General features: G+C 73.3%; 17 protein-coding genes. 11 read left to right on the plus strand and 6 right to left on the minus strand.

Features of this window, described 5'->3' with window-relative positions:
* Positions 1-15: 15 nt before the first annotated feature.
* A complete protein-coding gene (locus tag VGI02_RS20600) occupies positions 16-609 on the plus strand; it encodes a TetR/AcrR family transcriptional regulator (protein ID WP_331630358.1) in 594 nt (197 codons plus the stop codon).
* 132 nt (positions 610-741) lie between these two features.
* On the opposite strand, the gene VGI02_RS20605 is transcribed toward VGI02_RS20600, so the two are convergent.
* Entirely contained in the window at positions 742-1,047 is a 306-nt protein-coding gene (locus VGI02_RS20605) for a hypothetical protein (RefSeq protein ID WP_331630330.1), read from the minus strand.
* A 120-nt stretch (positions 1,048-1,167) separates the two neighbouring features.
* Between VGI02_RS20605 and glyA the strand changes: the two genes are divergently transcribed.
* Genes glyA through VGI02_RS20635 form a run of 6 tightly spaced genes read left to right on the plus strand, consistent with a single transcriptional unit; the run spans position 1,168 to position 9,982 of the window.
* Complete coding sequence (glyA, locus tag VGI02_RS20610) at positions 1,168-2,472, plus strand: serine hydroxymethyltransferase (RefSeq protein WP_331630332.1); 1,305 nt, start codon at positions 1,168-1,170, stop codon at positions 2,470-2,472.
* A 32-nt stretch (positions 2,473-2,504) separates the two neighbouring features.
* Positions 2,505-3,740: a sarcosine oxidase subunit beta family protein gene (locus VGI02_RS20615; RefSeq protein ID WP_331630360.1), complete on the plus strand. Its 1,236-nt coding sequence runs from the start codon at positions 2,505-2,507 to the stop codon at positions 3,738-3,740.
* Between the two features lie 15 nt (positions 3,741-3,755).
* The gene (locus VGI02_RS20620) at positions 3,756-4,052 is read left to right on the plus strand and encodes a sarcosine oxidase subunit delta (RefSeq protein WP_331630334.1); all 297 of its coding nucleotides are present in this window, start codon (positions 3,756-3,758) and stop codon (positions 4,050-4,052) included.
* A 23-nt stretch (positions 4,053-4,075) separates the two neighbouring features.
* On the plus strand, positions 4,076-6,853 hold the full coding sequence (locus tag VGI02_RS20625; RefSeq protein ID WP_414638333.1) for an FAD-dependent oxidoreductase: 2,778 nt from the start codon (positions 4,076-4,078) through the stop codon (positions 6,851-6,853).
* Positions 6,846-7,505, plus strand: a complete 660-nt coding sequence (locus VGI02_RS20630; RefSeq protein ID WP_331630336.1) for a sarcosine oxidase subunit gamma — start codon at positions 6,846-6,848, stop codon at positions 7,503-7,505. Before VGI02_RS20625 ends, VGI02_RS20630 begins: the two co-directional genes overlap by 8 nt.
* Positions 7,502-9,982 carry a GcvT family protein gene (locus tag VGI02_RS20635; protein ID WP_331630338.1) on the plus strand — a complete coding sequence of 827 codons (2,481 nt, stop codon included), beginning with the start codon at positions 7,502-7,504 and terminating at the stop codon, positions 9,980-9,982. Before VGI02_RS20630 ends, VGI02_RS20635 begins: the two co-directional genes overlap by 4 nt.
* Before the next feature lie 222 nt (positions 9,983-10,204).
* On the opposite strand, the gene VGI02_RS20640 is transcribed toward VGI02_RS20635, so the two are convergent.
* Entirely contained in the window at positions 10,205-10,384 is a 180-nt protein-coding gene (locus VGI02_RS20640; protein WP_331630340.1) for a hypothetical protein, read from the minus strand.
* 44 nt (positions 10,385-10,428) lie between these two features.
* Complete coding sequence (locus VGI02_RS20645; RefSeq protein ID WP_331630342.1) at positions 10,429-11,574, minus strand: aromatic ring-hydroxylating oxygenase subunit alpha; 1,146 nt, start codon at positions 11,572-11,574, stop codon at positions 10,429-10,431.
* A gap of 304 nt (positions 11,575-11,878) precedes the next feature.
* Between VGI02_RS20645 and VGI02_RS20650 the strand changes: the two genes are divergently transcribed.
* Complete coding sequence (locus tag VGI02_RS20650) at positions 11,879-12,190, plus strand: Rieske 2Fe-2S domain-containing protein (protein WP_331630344.1); 312 nt, start codon at positions 11,879-11,881, stop codon at positions 12,188-12,190.
* A gap of 53 nt (positions 12,191-12,243) precedes the next feature.
* Here VGI02_RS20650 and VGI02_RS20655 read toward each other — a convergent pair whose 3' ends face one another.
* On the minus strand, positions 12,244-12,924 hold the full coding sequence (locus VGI02_RS20655; RefSeq protein ID WP_414638334.1) for a GntR family transcriptional regulator: 681 nt from the start codon (positions 12,922-12,924) through the stop codon (positions 12,244-12,246).
* 91 nt (positions 12,925-13,015) lie between these two features.
* Between VGI02_RS20655 and VGI02_RS20660 the strand changes: the two genes are divergently transcribed.
* Positions 13,016-14,389, plus strand: a complete 1,374-nt coding sequence (locus VGI02_RS20660; RefSeq protein ID WP_331630348.1) for an L-serine ammonia-lyase — start codon at positions 13,016-13,018, stop codon at positions 14,387-14,389.
* Positions 14,390-14,442: 53 nt separating this feature from the next.
* Here the strand turns inward: VGI02_RS20660 and VGI02_RS20665 are convergent, their stop codons facing one another.
* Positions 14,443-14,781, minus strand: coding sequence for a hypothetical protein (locus VGI02_RS20665; protein WP_331630350.1), 339 nt, complete (start codon positions 14,779-14,781; stop codon positions 14,443-14,445).
* Positions 14,782-14,919: 138 nt separating this feature from the next.
* Here VGI02_RS20665 and VGI02_RS20670 point away from each other — a divergent pair, with 138 nt between their 5' ends.
* Positions 14,920-15,606: a response regulator transcription factor gene (locus tag VGI02_RS20670; protein WP_331630352.1), complete on the plus strand. Its 687-nt coding sequence runs from the start codon at positions 14,920-14,922 to the stop codon at positions 15,604-15,606.
* Positions 15,603-17,066 carry a sensor histidine kinase gene (locus VGI02_RS20675; protein WP_331630354.1) on the plus strand — a complete coding sequence of 488 codons (1,464 nt, stop codon included), beginning with the start codon at positions 15,603-15,605 and terminating at the stop codon, positions 17,064-17,066. Before VGI02_RS20670 ends, VGI02_RS20675 begins: the two co-directional genes overlap by 4 nt.
* Before the next feature lie 7 nt (positions 17,067-17,073).
* Here VGI02_RS20675 and VGI02_RS20680 read toward each other — a convergent pair whose 3' ends face one another.
* Complete coding sequence (locus tag VGI02_RS20680) at positions 17,074-17,268, minus strand: hypothetical protein (RefSeq protein WP_331630356.1); 195 nt, start codon at positions 17,266-17,268, stop codon at positions 17,074-17,076.
* Positions 17,269-17,375 lie beyond the last annotated feature (107 nt).

Consider the following 17,375-nt stretch of genomic DNA (forward strand, 5'->3'; position numbering starts at 1 on the left):
GAGGAGGGGTGCGGCATGGTGGGCACCTCGGACACGGGGCGGCGCAGGACGCGGGGCCCCAACGATCCCGGCCGCCGCGACCGCATCGCCGCCGCGGCGATCCAGGTCGTGGCCGAGCACGGCGTGCCCGGACTGACGCACCGCGCGGTCGCCGCCGCCGCCGGCGTGCCGGTCGGGTCGACGACCTACCACTTCGCGACGCTGGACGACCTGCTCTCGGTCGCGCTCCACGAAGCCTCCCAGCGCAACATCAGCCAGATTCAGGAGTGGGCCGACGAGCTCGCCCCGGACGCCGACTTCGCCGCGGAGCTTGCCGCCCTGGTCCGGCTGCAGCTCGACTCCCGCCACAGTGCCACCACCGCCGCGTACGACCTCTACGTGGCGGCCCTGCACCATCCGGGCCTGCGCTCGGCGAGCGCGGCGTGGGACGAGGCGCTGTCCGGGATCTTCGGCGCGCGCACCGACCCGGAGATGGGCCGGGTCCTCGCGGCACTGTTCGCCGGGCTGGTGCTGCAGGCCTCGTTGGCCGATCCGCGTCCGTCCCACGAGAGCCTCGAGGCGGTCATCCGCCGCGCGATGTCCGGCGTGACGGGGCCTGGGCCCGGGTGACGACCGGCCGCTGCTTGGTCCATTCCTGTCACCGGACGAGCGGGCGGCGCCACCCACTCGTCGGGCTCCTACCCGATCGACCGGGACCCGCCTCGCACCGGCCGACGATGCGGAGTTGCTGACGTTGGCCTGTCAGCAATGCAGCTGAGCACGCCGATAGGGCCGCATCGCTGACACCGTCACCGGTCGGAATTCGGCCCACAGGCTGTCCGGCTCCTCCACCTCGTCGACGTGGAGTTCGTAGCCGTAGCGCCGCGCGATGAGCGCCGCCTCCTCCCGGTGACCCGCCGAGATCGTCAGGCCCACCGTGCGGTCCTGCCCGACCCGCGCGCCGAGCTGCCGGTCGAGCCGCGCCATCGCGGCATCGGACCCCCACGCCCGGACCGCTTCGACCAGCACCGACGCTTCCCACGGGTCCGCTGTCGCCTCGCGTGTCATCCGCCGACCTCCCTGCTCCGTCGTTCGCTTCCCGACGCATGTTGACGCTGTCCTCCAGCCGTGTCTACAGTCTGCGCCAGCTCATATATTAGTTGTCGCCGCATGGTGTGGAGCATGTCGATGTCCCTGACTGTCGCCCCCCGGGACGCCCGAGGAACCGCCTCCGTCCTCGGCCGTTCCCTCGCCGAGGCCGATCCCGAGGTCCACGCCGCGATCGGTCGCGAGACCCTCCGCCAGCAGCGGACCCTCGAGATGATCGCCAGCGAGAACTTCGCACCGGGAGCCGTGATGGCGGCCCAGGGTTCGGTGCTCACCAACAAGTACGCCGAGGGCTATCCGGGGCGGCGCTACTACGGCGGCTGCGAGCACGTCGACGTGATCGAGCAGCTCGCGATCGACCGGCTCACCGACCTCTTCGGCGCCGGGTACGCCAACGTCCAGCCGCACTCCGGCGCGCAGGCCAACGCCGCCGTGATGGCCGCGTTGCTGGAGCCGGGCGACACCATCCTCGGCCTCGACCTCGCGCACGGCGGGCACCTCACCCACGGCATGCGCCTGAACTTCTCGGGCCGGCTCTACGACGTCGCCGTCTACCACGTGCGGGAGAGCGACCACCGCGTCGACATGGACGAGGTCGCGCGGCTCGCCCACGAGCGCCGCCCGAAGCTCATCGTCGCGGGCTGGTCGGCCTACCCCCGCCAGCAGGACTTCGGCGAGTTCCGCCGCATCGCCGACGAGGTCGGGGCCTACCTCATGGTGGACATGGCCCACTTCGCCGGGCTGGTCGCCGCGGGCCTGCACCCCTCCCCCGTCCCGCACGCGCACGTGGTCACCTCCACCACCCACAAGACGCTCGGCGGCCCCCGCGGCGGCGTGATCCTGAGTGCCGGGAAGGACCTCGCGAAGAAGCTGAACTCGAGTGTCTTCCCCGGCCAGCAGGGCGGGCCGCTCGAGCACGTGATCGCGGCCAAGGCCGTGGCGTTCAAGCTGGCGGCCGAGCCCGAGTTCCGCGAGCGCCAGGAGCGCACCCTCGCCGGCGCGCGGGTCCTCGCCGAACGCCTGCTCGTCGAACCGGGCGTCGGCGTCGTCTCGGGCGGCACCGACGTGCACCTCGTCCTGGTCGACCTGCGCGACAGCCCGCTCGACGGCAAGCAGGCCGAGGACCGGCTGCACCGCGTCGGCGTCACCGTGAACCGCAACGCCGTCCCGTTCGACCCCCGCCCGCCGATGGTCAGCTCCGGGGTCCGCATCGGGACCGCCGCGCTGGCCACGCGCGGGTTCGACGCGGAGGCCTTCCGCGACGTCGCCGACGTCGTCGCGCGGGCCCTGCGTCCGGAGATCTCCGAGATCGAGCTCGACGCCCTGGGCTACCGCGTCGCCGCGCTCGCCGACCGCCACCCTCTCTACCCGGAGCTGCTCCCGTGACGACCACAGCCACCGCCGCACCCGGCGCGCACCTGCCCGCCACATCCCCCGTCGCTGCGCTCGCCCCGGGCACCCCCGACTTCCTCTGGCGGAACCCCGAGCCCAAGAGGAGCTACGACGTCGTCATCGTCGGCGGCGGCGGGCACGGCCTGGCCACCGCGCACTACCTGGCGCGCAACCACGGCATCACGAACGTCGCGGTGCTGGAGAAGGGCTGGCTCGCCGGCGGGAACATGGCGCGCAACACCACGCTGATCCGCTCGAACTACCTCTGGGACGAGTCCGCGGGGATCTACGAGCACGCGCTGAAGCTGTGGGAGGGCCTCGAGGACGACCTCGGCTACCCGATCCTGTTCAGCCGGCGTGGCGTGCTCAACCTCGCGCACACCGAGCAGGACGTGCGCGATTCGGTCCGCCGGGTCGAGGCCAACAAGCTCAACGGGATCGACGCCCAGTGGCTCGGGCCCGACGAGGTCGCGAAGGTCTGCCCGATCGTCAACGTGTCCGCCGACATCCGCTACCCGGTGCAGGGCGCGACCTACCAGCCGCGGGCGGGCATCGCCAAGCACGACTACGTGGCCTGGGGGTTCGCCCGCCGCGCCGACGAGGCCGGGATCGACCTGATCCAGCACTGCGAGGTCACCGGGTTCGACACCGACGGGGACCGCGTGACCGGGGTGCGCACCACCCGCGGCGACATCGCATGCGGCACCGTCGCCCTCTGCGCCGCCGGGCACACCTCCACCCTCCTCGACCAGCTCGGGGTGGCCGCCCCGCTGCAGTCGCACCCGCTGCAGGCGCTGGTCTCGGAGCTGCTCGAGCCCGTGCACCCGACGATCGTCATGTCCAACGCCGTGCACGTGTACGTCTCCCAGGCCCACAAGGGCGAGCTGGTGATGGGCGCGGGCGTCGACTCCTACGTCGGCTACGGCCAGCGCGGCGCGTTCCACGTCATCGAGCGCCAGATGGCGGCGGCCGTGGAGCTCTTCCCGGTGTTCGCCCGCGCGCACCTGCTGCGCAGCTGGGCGGGCGTCGTCGACGTCACGCCCGACGCCAGCCCGATCGTCGGCCGCACCCCGTACGACAACGTCTTCCTCAACTGCGGCTGGGGCACCGGCGGGTTCAAGGCCACCCCGGGCCTGGGCTCGGCGTTCGCCGACACCGTGGCCCACGGCCGCCCGCACCCGCTGATCGCGCCGTTCGGCCTGGACCGGTTCGTCACCGGCGCCCTCGTCGACGAGCACGGCGCCGCCGCCGTCGCGCACTAGGACCTGGAGACCCTGATGCAGCTCATCCCCTGCCCCTGGTGCGGTCCCCGCGAGGAGACCGAGTTCAGCTACGGCGGCCAGGCAGGCGTGCCCTACCCCGACGACCCGTCAGCGCTCACCGACGAGCAGTGGGCGCGGTTCGTCTTCGTCCGGGCCAACCCCCGAGGCGCATCCACCGAGCGGTGGTCGCACGCCGCGGGATGCCGGCGGTGGTTCACCGCCGTCCGCGACACCCGCACCTACCGCTTCCTCGACGTCGAGTCCATCGGCGCGTCCCAGCCACCCGACCACACCCCGGCGGTGATCCCGTGACCCGTACCGACGGCCCGGACTGCGTGACCGGCCGGAATCGTGTCGACGGGTACGGCCGCGTCGACCGCAGCCGCACCCTGGCCGTCACCGTGAACGGCAGGCAGTACACCGGTCACCCCGGCGACACCCTCGCCTCGGTCCTGCTCGCCCACGACGTCGGGGCGATCGGGACCAGCATCAAGTACGGCCGCCCGCGCGGCATCGGCGCCGCGTGGACCGAGGACCCCACGGGCCTGGTCCAGATCGAGGAGCCCTTCCCCGAGCCGATGCTGCTGGCGTCCACCGTCGAGATCACCGACGGGCTCGTGGCCCGCGGGGTCGACGGCCAGGGCCGGCTCTCCCAGGTCCCCGACCTCGCCCGGTACGACCGCCTGCACACCCACTGCGACGTGCTCGTCGTCGGCGCCGGACCGGCCGGGCTCACCACCGCCCGGCAGGCCGTCCGGGCCGGGCACAGCGTCGTGCTCGTCGACGACCGCCCGACCCCGGGCGGCACGCTCACCGGCACCGAGCGGATCGACGACCGCCCCGCGCCCGAGTTCGTCGCCGACACCGTCGCCGAGCTCGCCGCCCACCCCGACGTGACCCACCTGCAGCGCACCACCGCGTTCGGGCACTACGACGACGGGTTCGTCCTCGCCCTCGAGCGACGCACCGACCACCTCACCCACGCGCCGTCCGGACGGGCGCGCCAGCGGGTGCACCGCATCCGGGCCGCGCGGATCGTCCTCGCGACCGGGGCGATCGAGCGCCCGGTCGTCTTCGAGGACAACGACCGGCCCGGGGTCATGCTCGCCTCGGCGGCGCGGGACCTCCTGCACCGCCACGGCGTGCTCGCCGGCCGCGAGGTCGTCGTCGCCACCACGAACGACTCGGCCTACGCCGCGGCCCTCGACCTCGCCGGAGCCGGGGCCCACGTCCGGGTCCTCGACGCCCGCCCCGGAGCTCCGGCGAGCTGGGCGCAACGCTGCGCCGCCGCAGACATCGACGTCACCGCGGGTACGACGGTGCGCGGCACCGTCGGCGAGCACCGGGTCCACGGCGTCCTCGTCGGCGACGACCGGCGCGAGGGCGGATGCGACCTGCTGCTGGTCAGCGGCGGCTGGACCCCGACCGCGCACCTGTTCAGCCACGTCGGCGGGTCGCTGGCCTACGACGAGGCCCTCGGGGCATTCGTCCCGGACGGTGCGCTCGCCGGGGTCGAGGTCGTCGGCGCCGCGAACGGCACTCTCGGCCTCGCTGCCGGACTGCGCGAGGCGGGCGGCGCGGACGCACCGACGGCACCCGACGAGACCACCACGCCGGCGCTCGTCACATGGCGCACCGACGGCGACCCGACGCGGCAGTTCGTGGACATCGCGCGCGACGCCACCGTCGCCGACATCGCCCGCGCGGTCGGGGCGGGCATGACCCACCCCGAGCACGTGAAGCGCTACACGACCATCGGCACCGCGCACGACCAGGGCAAGACGTCCGGGATGCTCGCCTCGGGGATCATCGCGGAGCTCACCGGCCGCCCGATCACCGCACTCGGCACGACGACGTTCCGCCCGCCGTTCACCCCGGTCGGGTTCGCGGCGCTCGCCGGGCGCCAGCGGGGCGAGCTGTTCGACCCGGTGCGCACCACCGCGATCCACGACTGGCACGTGCGTGCGGGCGCCGAGTTCGAGGACGTGGGCCAGTGGAAACGGCCCCGCTACTACCCGCAGCCGGGCGAGGACATGACCGCCGCGGTACTGCGCGAGTGCGCCGCGGTGCGAACCCGGGTCGGCATCATGGACGGCTCCACCCTCGGCAAGATCGACGTCCAGGGCCCGGACGCGGCGGTGCTGCTCGACCACCTCTACACGAACCTCATGAGCAGCCTGGCGGTCGGACGCGTGCGCTACGGCGTCATGTGCGGCAACGACGGCATGGTCTTCGACGACGGCACGGTGCTTCGCCTGGCGCAGGACCGGTTCCTGGTCACCACGACGACCGGCAATGCCGCGCACGTCCTGGACCGGATGGAGGAGTGGCTCCAGTCGGAGTGGCCCCACCTGCGGGTCCGGCTCACCTCGGTCACCGAGCACTGGTCGGTGTTCGCCGTCGTCGGTCCCCGCTCGCGCGCCGTCATCGCCCGCGCCTTCCCCGGGCTGAACGTCTCCAACGCCGGGTTCGGCTTCATGACGGGCCAGGACACCGAGCTCGACGGGGTCGCCGTGCGCCTCGCCCGGATCTCGTTCTCCGGTGAGCTCGCCTACGAGGTCAACGTCAGCTCCTGGTACGCGCCGGCGCTCTGGGAGCACCTCGTCGCCGCGGGCGAGCCGGAGGGCATCGCGCCCTACGGCACCGAGACGATGCACGTCCTGCGCGCCGAGAAGGGCTTCCCGATCATCGGCCAGGACACCGACGGCACCGTGTCTCCGCACGACCTCGGCATGAGCTGGGCGGTGTCGACGAAGAAGGACGACTTCGTCGGGAAGCGCTCCTTCGCCCGCGCCGTGAACCACGACCCGGGACGCAAGCACCTTGTCTCGCTGCTGCCGACCGACGAGACGACGAAGCTCCCGGAGGGCTCGCAGATCGTCGCCTGGTGCGACGACGGCACCCTCCCGCCGGCTCCGGTGCCGATGCTCGGCCACGTCACCTCGAGCTACCACAGCGCCGAGCTCGGCCGGCCCTTCGCGCTCGCGCTGGTCAAGGCCGGGCGCGAGCGCATCGGCGAGGTCGTCGGAGTCCCGGTCGGCGCCGCCCTCGTGCCCGCCCGTATCGCCGAGTCCGTGCTGGTCGACCCGCAAGGAGCACGCCGCGATGGCTGACGCGCCCACGCTCACGCGCACCCATCCCCTCGAGGCGTGGCGCCCGGCGTTCACCGCGCTCTCCGACGGGATGGGCAGGACCGACCTCGCGATCGAGCTCCTGCCCCTGACCGCCGCCCTCGACGTGCGCATCGAGCCCGGCACCGACGGCGCGACCGCGGTGGCCGACCTCCTCGGCGTTCCCCTGCCGGCGAGCCCGAACACCTGGACGTCGATCAGCGACGGCCGGGCCGTGTGGCTCGGTCCCGACGAGTGGCTGCTCACCGGCGCCGCGGCGTCGGACGAGGAATCCGTCCGCGCGGTCGTCGGCCCGCACGGGGGTACCGCCGTCGACGTCTCCGCCCAGCGCACCGGGGTGCGCCTGCGCGGACGGGACGCCCGGCGACTGCTCGCCTTCGGCTGCGCGCTCGACCTGCGCCCGGCGTCGTTCCCGCCGGGCTCGTGCGCCCAGACGCTGCTCGGACAGTCCGGGGTCCTGCTCCTCGCCGACCGGGAAGGCGACGGCCCGGACAGCGCCGTCCTCGACGTCGTCGTCCGCTGTTCCTTCGCCGGCTACGTCGCCGGCTGGCTCCTCGACGCCGCCGAGGAGCTGCGGCCAATCCCTGCGGGCCCCGTCACGGACAGCACCGACCAGGAAGGAGACGGGACATGAGCACCAGCACTCCCCGCGTCGTCATCATCGGAGCCGGCATCGTCGGCGCCAACCTCGCCGACGAGCTCACCGAGCGCGGCTGGACCGGGGTCACCGTCCTCGACCAGGGGCCGCTGCCGCTGACCGGCGGTTCGACGTCCCACGCACCCGGTCTGGTCTTCCAGACGAACGCGTCGCGGACCATGAGCGCGTTCGCCTCCTACACCGTCGAGAAGTTCCTCGGCCTCGGCGCGGCCCTCGGGGGCGGGGAGGACGCCTGGTGCTTCAACCAGGTCGGCGGCCTCGAGGTCGCGATCACCCCCGAACGGCTCACCGACCTTCACCGCAAGCAGGGCTGGGCGACGGCGCGGGGCATCCCCGCCGAGATCGTCGACGTCGAGGAGTGCCTCCGGCTGCACCCGCTGCTCGACCCCTCGCGGGTCCTCGGCGGCCTGCACACCCCCACCGACGGGCTGGCCAAGGCCTCCCGCGCGGTGACGGCGCTCATCCGCCGCGCCGAGAGCAGGGGCGCCCGGTTCCGGGGCTCGACCCGGGTCACCGGCATCTCGCAGCACGCGGGCCGGGTCACCGGGGTGACGACCGACGCCGGCGAGGTGCCCGCCGACATCGTCGTGTCCTGCGCCGGGTTCTGGGGGCGAGAGCTCGGCGCGATGGTCGGGATGCGGGTGCCGCTGCTGCCGCTGGCCCACCAGTACGCGTTCACCGGCCAGGTCGCCGAACTGGTCGGTCTGGGCGACGAGGCCGTCGAGGCCCGGCTGCCGATCCTGCGCCACCAGGACCAGGACCTCTACTACCGCGAGCACCACGACCGCCTCGGCATCGGCTCGTACGCCCACCGCCCGATCCCGGTGTCGCTGGCCGAGCTCCCCGAGGTCGACGAGGTCTCCGAGGCGCGCCAGCCCTCGATGCTCCCGTTCACCGAGGAGGACTTCGCCCCCGCCTGGGAGCAGAGCCGGCTGCTGCTGCCCGCGCTGGGCGACTCGAAGGTGGAGACCGGTTTCAACGGCATCTTCTCCTTCACCCCCGACGGCGGGCCGCTGGTCGGCGAGTCCCCCGACGTCGCCGGCTTCTGGATCGCCGAGGCGGTGTGGGTGACCCACTCCGCCGGGGTCGCGCGCAGCGTCGCGCAGCTGCTCGTCGACGGCCGCAGCGAGATCGACCTGCACGGCTGCTCGGTGCACCGCTTCTCCGAGCACGAGACCACCGACGCGTTCGTCTCCGAGACCGCCCAGCAGAACTTCGTCGAGATCTACGACGTGGTCCACCCGCTGCAGCCGCGCCTCTCCCCTCGCGAGGTCCGGGTCAGCCCCTTCCACGCGCGGCAGCGCGACCTCGGCGCGGTCTTCGGCGAGGCCCACGGCTGGGAGCACCCGCAGTGGTACGAGGCCAACGCCCCGCTGGTGGCCGAGCTGCCGTTTCAGTGGCAGCCCCCGACGCGGGACTCCTGGTCGGCGATGTTCCACTCCCCGATCGCCGCCGCGGAGGCGTGGAAGACCCGCACCGGGGTGGCGATGTACGACATGACGCCGCTGACGCGGATCGAGGTGGCCGGGCCGGGTGCCGTGGCGTTCCTGGACCGGCTGACCACCGGGAAGATGGACCGCTCGGTCGGGTCGGTGACCTACACGCTGATGCTCGACGAGGCGGGCGGGATCCGCAGCGACCTCACCGTCGCCCGCCTCGGCGAGGAGCTCTTCCAGGTCGGCGCGAACTCCCACCTCGACCTCGATCACCTGCGGCGCGAGGCGCCCGCTGACGTGACCGTCCGGGACATCACCGGGGGCACCTGCTGCGTCGGCGTCTGGGGGCCGCTCGCCCGCGACCTCGTCCAGCCGCTGAGCCCGGACGACCTCTCGCACGAGGGGCTCAAGTACTTCCGGTGCCGTCCTGCCGACATCGGGGGCATCCCGGTCACCGCGATGCGGGTCTCCTACGTCGGCGAGCTCGGCTGGGAGATCTACACGAGCGCGGAGTACGGGCAGCGGCTCTGGGACGTGCTCTGGGCGGCCGGCCGCGAGCACGGGGTGATCGCCGCCGGGCGGGCCGCGTTCAACAGCCTGCGCCTGGAGAAGGGCTACCGCGCCTGGGGCACCGACATGACCAGCGAGCACGACCCGTACGAGGCGGGCGTGGGGTTCGCGGTGCGCCCGGCCACCAAGGGCGACTTCGTCGGCCGGGATGCGCTGGCGGGCGTCGACGCCGCCACCGTCGCGCGGCGCCTGACGTGCCTGACCATCGACAACGAGCGCAGCGTGGTGCTCGGCGGAGAGCCGGTCCTCGTCGACGGCGAGCCGGCGGGCTACGTCACCTCGGCGGCGTTCGGGCACACCGTCGGCCGCCCGATCGCCTACGCGTGGCTGCCCGCGGGGCTGGAGGTCGGCACCGGGGTCGACATCCGGTACTTCGGCCAGGACGTGCGGGCCACCGTGGCCGCGGAGCCGCTGGTCGACCCCGAGATGACCCGGATCCGGCGCTGACCACCGAGCGCGCCGGGCCGACCGTGGGCTCCTGCTGGCGTCTTGTCGCGGTCTCCTGCGCCGGCCCGACCCACTTGTCGTTCGGATTCACAACGACAAGGCGGGCCGGCTACTGCGGGAGGCCGCGACAAGACGGCGAACGCGACTCGACACGTCGACGACACCGCGCCCGTGCGCCATCCCCGACCCCGCACGAGAGCTCCCCTCGCGCGGGGGGTGGGCTCAGGACAGCGCGCGGGCGAGCTCGGCCAGCAGCACGGGGAGCTGCCCCGCGCACCGCGGGCAGACGCACTCGTTGCCGTGGACCGCCAGCCGGTCGGCCACGCGGAAGGCCGCGTCGAACCGCGGCCCGTCCAGGTCGCCGAGCACGGACTCCGGGGTGTCGGGCTGGTCAGGGATCATGGTCTCGTCGCTCTCTCGGGGTGTGGTGGGACAGGAGTGCCGGGTCAGCCCACGCGTTCGCGGACCCAGTCGTGGAACTCGCCGATGTGGTGCTCGCTGGGCACCAGGACGCCGCCACGGGCGTAGGAGCGGGAGTCCATCGAGACCTGGCAGCGCTCGCAGGCGTCGAAGTCCTGCCGGTTGACCCGATCGAAGAGCTCCACGGACCGGTCGAGGTCGGCGCCGCTCGCGACGACCCCGGGCAGGTAGAGCCAGTCGCAGCGCACGATCGTGCGCTCGGCGGAGACCGGGAACATCCGGTGGAGGACGACGTGGTCCGGGACGAGGTTGACGAACACCTGCGGGCGGACCGTGATGGCGTAGTAGCGACGGTCCTGGTCGGCGCCGACCCCCGGCAGCCGCTCGAGGCCCTCGGACCCGTCGACGGTGAACCCCGCGACGTCGGGGCCGAACTCGGCGCCGTGCCCGACGAAGTACTGGGCCGCGAGGCCGTCGGCGAACTCGGGGAGCACCTCGGTGAGCTCGGGGTGGATCGTCCCGCAGTGGTAGCACTCCATGAAGTTCTCGACGATCTGCTTCCAGTTCGCCGCCACGTCGTAGGTGATGCGGCGACCGAGCGCGAGATCGGCGACCTGGTAGCCGACGATCGCGTCGGGTGAGCCGAGGCGTCCGGCCACGTCGGCGATCACGGTGTCGGAGAAGGAGGGCGGCGCCTCGGCGAGGCAGAGCCAGACGTAGCCGAGCCACTCGCGGACGTGCACCGGGTGCAGGCCGAACTCGACGCGGTCGATGTCGGGCATCTGCGTCAGGTTCGGCGCGGCCGTCAGCTTGCCGTCCAGCCCGTAGGTCCACGCGTGGTACGGGCACTGGAAGGACCGGCGCACCGATCCCTTGTCCTGGGTGCAGAGCCGCGCGCCGCGGTGCCGGCAGACGTTGAGGTACGCGTGGATCTCGCCGCCGCGCCCCCGCGCGACGATCACGCTCTCCCGCCCGACCTCGACGGTCTCGAAGTTCCCGGGATCGGGGATGTCCGCGGCCAGCACCGCGCAGAACCAGCCGGTCTCGAAGATCAGGGCCTGTTCGGCGGTGAAGATCGTCGGATCGGTGTAGTAGCGGCCCGGCAGCGTCTCTCGCAAGCTCGCGGGCAGGGCTTCGCTCGCGGCGGCCGCGGACAGCTCGCTGGTGGTCATGGCGGCGGACTCCTCGTGCCGATCGACCTGACTGCTACTGGTGCGTGTCGCGCAACAAGTCGCTCTATACGCAACAAGAACGATGGAAGACGGCAGACCCCACTGTCAAGCACCTCTTCTGTGCTGTGGACGACGAGGCCGAAACCCGGACGACACCTGGGAGTCCCCTTGACAAGGAACACTGTGGTCTCCCACGGTGAGTGTTGCGCATTGAGCATCGTTGTGCGTTATACGCAACGACACTCGCGAATCTCTCGAGTTCTCGGGCACTCCGAGTCAGCCCGCGTGCACCCACCGTCAGTCCGTGTCCGGAGCGAAGAACGACGACGTGGCCTCTCGCGCCGACCACATCCCCTGGAGTCCAGACATGATCCGTCTCTGCGACGTCGACGAGATCCCCGAGGGCGAAGGCCTGCGCTTCGCCGGGCCGACCCCGGTCGCCGCGTTCCGCGTCGACGACGAGGTCTTCGTCATCGACGACGCGTGCAGCCACCAGGGCGCCTCGCTCTCCGACGGCTACCTCGAGGGGTGCTGGGTGGACTGGGCCGATCTTGAGCACGCGGGCGCCGGGGCCCTGGCCGTGGCCGTGGCCGGCGCGCAGGACGACGTGGCGTGAGGACGACGAGGCCGACCTCGCCCTCGGACCGCACCTCGGTGTGGCGGGCGCCCTCAGATGACGGCGCGGACCGCCTTCTCGAACCCGATGACGTGCTCGTGGGCCAGCGTCGCCGCGAGCTCCCCGTCGCCGTCGGCGATCGCGCGGAGCAGTCCGGCGTGCTCGCCGACGTGGCGGTCGAAGCCGGGCATGCGGTCGAGGAAGAGGCAGAAGATGCGCGTGGCCAGGTTGTCGTAGCGGACCAGGGTGTCCTCGAGGTGCGGGTTGCCCGACGCCTGATAGATCGAGCGGTGCACGCGCATGTCCCAGCGCATCAGCTCGTCACGGCTCAGGGTCGTCACGTCGAGCGCGTCGGTGGCCTCGGCGAGCTCGCCGAGGCCGGCGCGCAGCGAGGCCCCGCCCGCGCCCTCGGCCGCCCGGCGCGCGGCCAGCGGCTCGAGCTGGGTCCGGATCTCGGAGATGTACGCGAGGTCGGTGATGTCCACGGCCGTCGCGAACGTCCCGCGGCGCGGGTACGACACCACCAGCCGGTCGACCTCGAGGCGCTTGAGTGCCTCGCGGACCGGGGTCCGCCCGACCTCCAGCTCCTCGACGAGGGCGACCTCGTCGACGGGGGCCATCGGTGGGATCTCCAACATGATCAGTTTGTCCTGGATCGCGCCGTACGCGCGCTCGGAGAGCGAGATCGGCGCGGCCGGGGCGGCTTCCTGCGGCTGGACGGTCACGCCGGGCAGCGTACCGCGATGACGCCGACCTTTCACCACAACGCCGACGACTGATATATTAACTGCCGCACATCACGCGCGACGGCCTCGGGAGCGCACCATGACCCTGTCGGTGTTCGACCTGTTCAAGGTCGGGATCGGGCCGTCGAGCTCGCACACGGTCGGGCCGATGCGGGCCGCCTTCCGGTTCGTCTCGCGCCTGATCGACGACGGCATGCTCGAGCGCACCGTCCGCGTCCGCTGCGAGCTGTTCGGGTCGCTCGGCGCCACCGGTCACGGCCACGGCAGCGTCCCCGCCGTCGTCCTCGGTCTGTCCGGGGAGCAGCCGCACCTGGTCGACCCGGTGGCGGCGGGCCCCGCCGTCGAGACCGCCCGCGCGCAGGGTCGGCTGCTGCTGGGCGGCAAGCGCGAGATCGACTTCTCCGTCGACGACGACGTCGTGCTGCACCGGCGTCGACGGCTCGACTTCCACAGCAACGGGATGCGCTTCGCCGCGCTCGACGCCGACGGCGGGCTGCTCGAGCACCGGGAGTACTTCTCGGTGGGCGGCGGGTTCGTGCTCGGCGAGGACGAGACCGGACGGGCGGTCGTCGTCGAGGACCCCACTCCGGTCCCCCACCGCTTCGGCACGGGCGCCGAACTGCTGGCGCTCACCCGCGCCACCGGGCTGCCGATCAGCGCCGTCGTGCTGGCGAACGAGCTCGCCTGGCGCCAGGAGCCCGAGATCCGGGCGAGCCTGCTGCACCTCTGGTCGGTCATGCGCGAGTGCGTCGAGCGGGGCACCGCGACCGAGGGCGTGCTCCCGGGCGGGCTGCGGGTGCGCCGCCGCGCGCCCGCGCTGCGGCGGCGCCTCGAGAGCGGGGTCGACGAGCCGGACTCGCTGCACGCCATGGAGTGGGTGACCCTGGTGGCGCTGGCGGTGAACGAGGAGAACGCCGCGGGCGGGCGGGTCGTGACTGCGCCGACCAACGGCGCGGCCGGGATCGTGCCCGCGGTGCTCAGCTACGCGGCGCGCTTCCTCCCGGGCTTCGGCGACGACGACGTGGTGCGCTTCCTGCTCACCGCGGGCGCGGTCGGGCAGCTGCTCAAGCAGAACGCCTCCATCTCCGGCGCCGAGGTCGGCTGCCAGGGCGAGGTCGGCTCGGCGTGCTCGATGGCGGCGGCCGGTCTGGCAGAGGTTCTCGGCGGCACCCCGGAGCAGGTCGAGAACGCGGCCGAGATCGGGATCGAGCACCACCTCGGGCTGACCTGCGACCCGGTCGGCGGGCTGGTGCAGATCCCCTGCATCGAGCGCAACGCCGTCGCCGCCGTCACCGCCATCACCGCGGCGCGCATGGCCGTGCGCGGCGACGGCATCCACCACGTCTCGCTGGACACGGCGATCAAGACCATGCGCGAGACCGGCGCCGACATGTCGGTCAAGTACAAGGAGACGGCCCGCGGCGGGCTCGCTCTCAACGTCGTCGAATGCTGAGAGGACCCGCCGTGCGGTTCGTCGACAGGCGGGACCGCGGCGCACGTGAGTGCTCAGCGGTGCTCGAGCAGGGCCCGGGCCAGGCTCGCCGCCTCGGCGGCGGCGTCGGCGGGCAACCGTCCGGCCTCGAGCGCATCGGCCGTGGTGCGCAGCCAGGCGATCAGCGGCCCACCGACCGCCGGGGAGAGCGCGACGAGCCACGGCGCGGAGCGGGCGCGGGCGTCGGCGACGTGCTCGGTGGTGCCGTCGTCGTACCGGGCGACGACCTCCGGGCGGGAGGCCAGTAGCCCGGCGGTTTCCCAGGACCCGCCCGGCGTGCGCGCGTGCAGCTCCTCGAGGAGCGCTGCGGCGGAGCGCAGCAGCGACGCGATCTCCGGGGGTGAAGCGCTCACGGCGTCCTTTCCGTCGACGGGTGATCCCCTCCCTACCTCGGGGACGCCGGTGAGGCAGCGTCGCCGCTCCGGTCGGAACTCGGTAAGAACGTCCTCACCCCCACCGGGCACCCGGGCGGGGACCGGCACGATGGGCCCATGCCGCAGCGCGTGCTGGTCGCCGACGACGACCGCGCCATCCGTGAGTCCCTCGCGCGCGCCCTGGAGCTCGAGGGCTACGAGGCCGTGCCCGCCGTCGACGGCGTCGAGTCCCTCACCCGCGTCCGCAAGGAGTCCTTCGACGCGCTGGTCCTCGACGTGATGATGCCCGGCGTCGACGGGCTGGCGGTGTGCCGTGTGCTGCGCGCCGACGGCGACCGGACCCCCGTGCTCATGCTGACCGCGCGCCAGGAGACCGCCGACCGCGTCGCAGGGCTGGACGCGGGCGCGGACGACTACCTGCCCAAGCCCTTCGAGCTCGACGAGCTGCTCGCGCGGCTGCGGGCCCTGCTGCGGCGGGCTTCGTTCGCGGCGCCCGAGGACCGCGGCGCCCTGCGGATCGACGCCCTGCACGTCGACCCGGCCGCGCGGCGCGCGTGGTGGGCCGACGAGGAGCTGACGCTGTCCAAGACCGAGTTCGACCTGCTGGAGCTGTTCGTCCGCAACGAGGGCATCGTGCTCGACCACACCACGGTCTACGAGCGGATCTGGGGCTACGACTTCGGCGCCGACTCCAAGAACCTCGCCGTCTACGTCGGCTACCTGCGGCGCAAGCTCGCCGCGGCCGGTGCGCCCGCACTGATCCACACCGTGCGCGGTGTCGGCTACACGGTGCGCAGGCCGTGAGCCTGCGTGCGCGGTTCGCGCTGGCGTTCGCCCTGGTCAGCGTGGTCGTCGCGGGCCTGGTCGGGGTGCTGAGCTACCACGCGGCCGCCGAGCGCATCACCCAGGCGAACGACACCACGCTCGCCGCCGCGACGACCGCGCTCGGCGAGAACCAGACCGGCATCCTCGCGTCCACGCCCCCGCCGCCCGGCGGGGACGGCCCGCAGGACTCCGACCGAGGTGACCGCGACTCCCCCGGCCGGTTCCAGCTGCTGGTCGGCCGCCGGCTCGCCGCGGACGGCGCCGTCACCGTGCTCGGCGGGCGCGCGGTGCCGCTGCCCGTCACCGACACCGCGCGCGGCCTGGCCGCCGACACCGCCGCGGGCCGGACGGACACCACCGAGATCGTCGTCGGGCACGACGACTACCGGATCCTCACGACCGCCCTCGGCGAGGGCCGGGGCGCACTGCAGGTCGCGATGGACGTCGACCTCTCCCACCGGGTGCTGCGGGGGATGGCGAACGAGATCGCCCTGGTCAGCGGGATCGTGCTCGTCGTGGCGGCCGGGGCCGGGTGGCTGCTGGCCGGGCGGATCACGCGGCGGCTCGTCCGCCTGACCGGGCTGGCCGAGCAGATCAGCGCCCGGGGCGGCGTGTCCGGCCCCGGCGCCGACACGCTGCAGGTCCCGGTCGAGGGGTCCGACGAGGTCGGGCGGCTCTCGGCGTCGTTCACGACGATGGTCGAGCGGCTCGCCGGCGCGCGCGAGGCCCAGGACCGGCTCGTCCAGGACGCCGCCCACGAGCTGCGGACCCCGCTGACCAGCCTGCGCACCAACACGAGCGTGCTGCGTCGCTTCGACGAGCTCGCCCCCGAGGCCCGGGAGCGGCTGCTGGCCGACGTGGCGGGCGAGACGCGCGAGCTCTCCCACCTCGTCGACGAGCTCGTCGCCCTGGCGCTGTCCGGGCAGAGCGAGGAGCCCGAGGAGGCGGTGGAGCTGGGCCTGCTCGCCCGGCAGGCCGCCGACCGGGTGGGCCGCCGCAGCGGCCGGGAGATCGTGGTCGATGCCGACGCCGTTGTCGTGCGCGGGTACCGGGCGAGCCTGGAACGCGGCATCGGGAACCTGCTGGAGAACGCGGCAAAGTTCGACGGCGAGGGCGGCGAACCGATCGAGGTCCGGGTCCGGGAGGGCACGACGACCGTCCGCGACCACGGCCCGGGCATCGCGTCCACCGACGCCGACCGGGTCTTCGACCGCTTCTATCGCGCCGACGCCGCGCGCGGGCTCCCCGGCTCCGGGCTCGGCCTGGCGATCGTCCGCGACGTCGCCGAGCGCCACGGCGGGGCCGCCTTCGTGACGACCCCGTCCGGGGGCGGCGCCAGCGTCGGGTTCGGCGTCGCGGCCGAGCGGGTCGTCCCCCGCACCGGATCAGGCCGCGTGCCACCGGACCCGACGACCGTGGGCGGCAGCGCCACGACGTGACGCGCGGTCACCGATCCGTCGACGTCACGAACATCGCCGTCATCGTCGTCTGCCCGGGCCGCCCACCCGAGATCGGGTGGCCGATGAACAGCTCGGCGCCGCTGACGAGCAGCAGGGCGAGCGCGAACACGCCGATGGCGGTGAGCGCGAGCTGGGGCAGCCCGCGCGACGCCCTCCGGCGAGGTCTCCCCGAGGGCGTCACAGACGCTCGATTGGTCACGGTCGGATAACGACCGACCCGAACGGGTGATACGGCGTCGATGTCGCCCGGCGATTCCCGGCGCGGGCCACCCGGCTCTTACCCGACTC

The organism is Actinomycetospora sp. (assembly GCF_036497245.1).
Lineage (GTDB): Bacteria > Actinomycetota > Actinomycetes > Mycobacteriales > Pseudonocardiaceae > Actinomycetospora.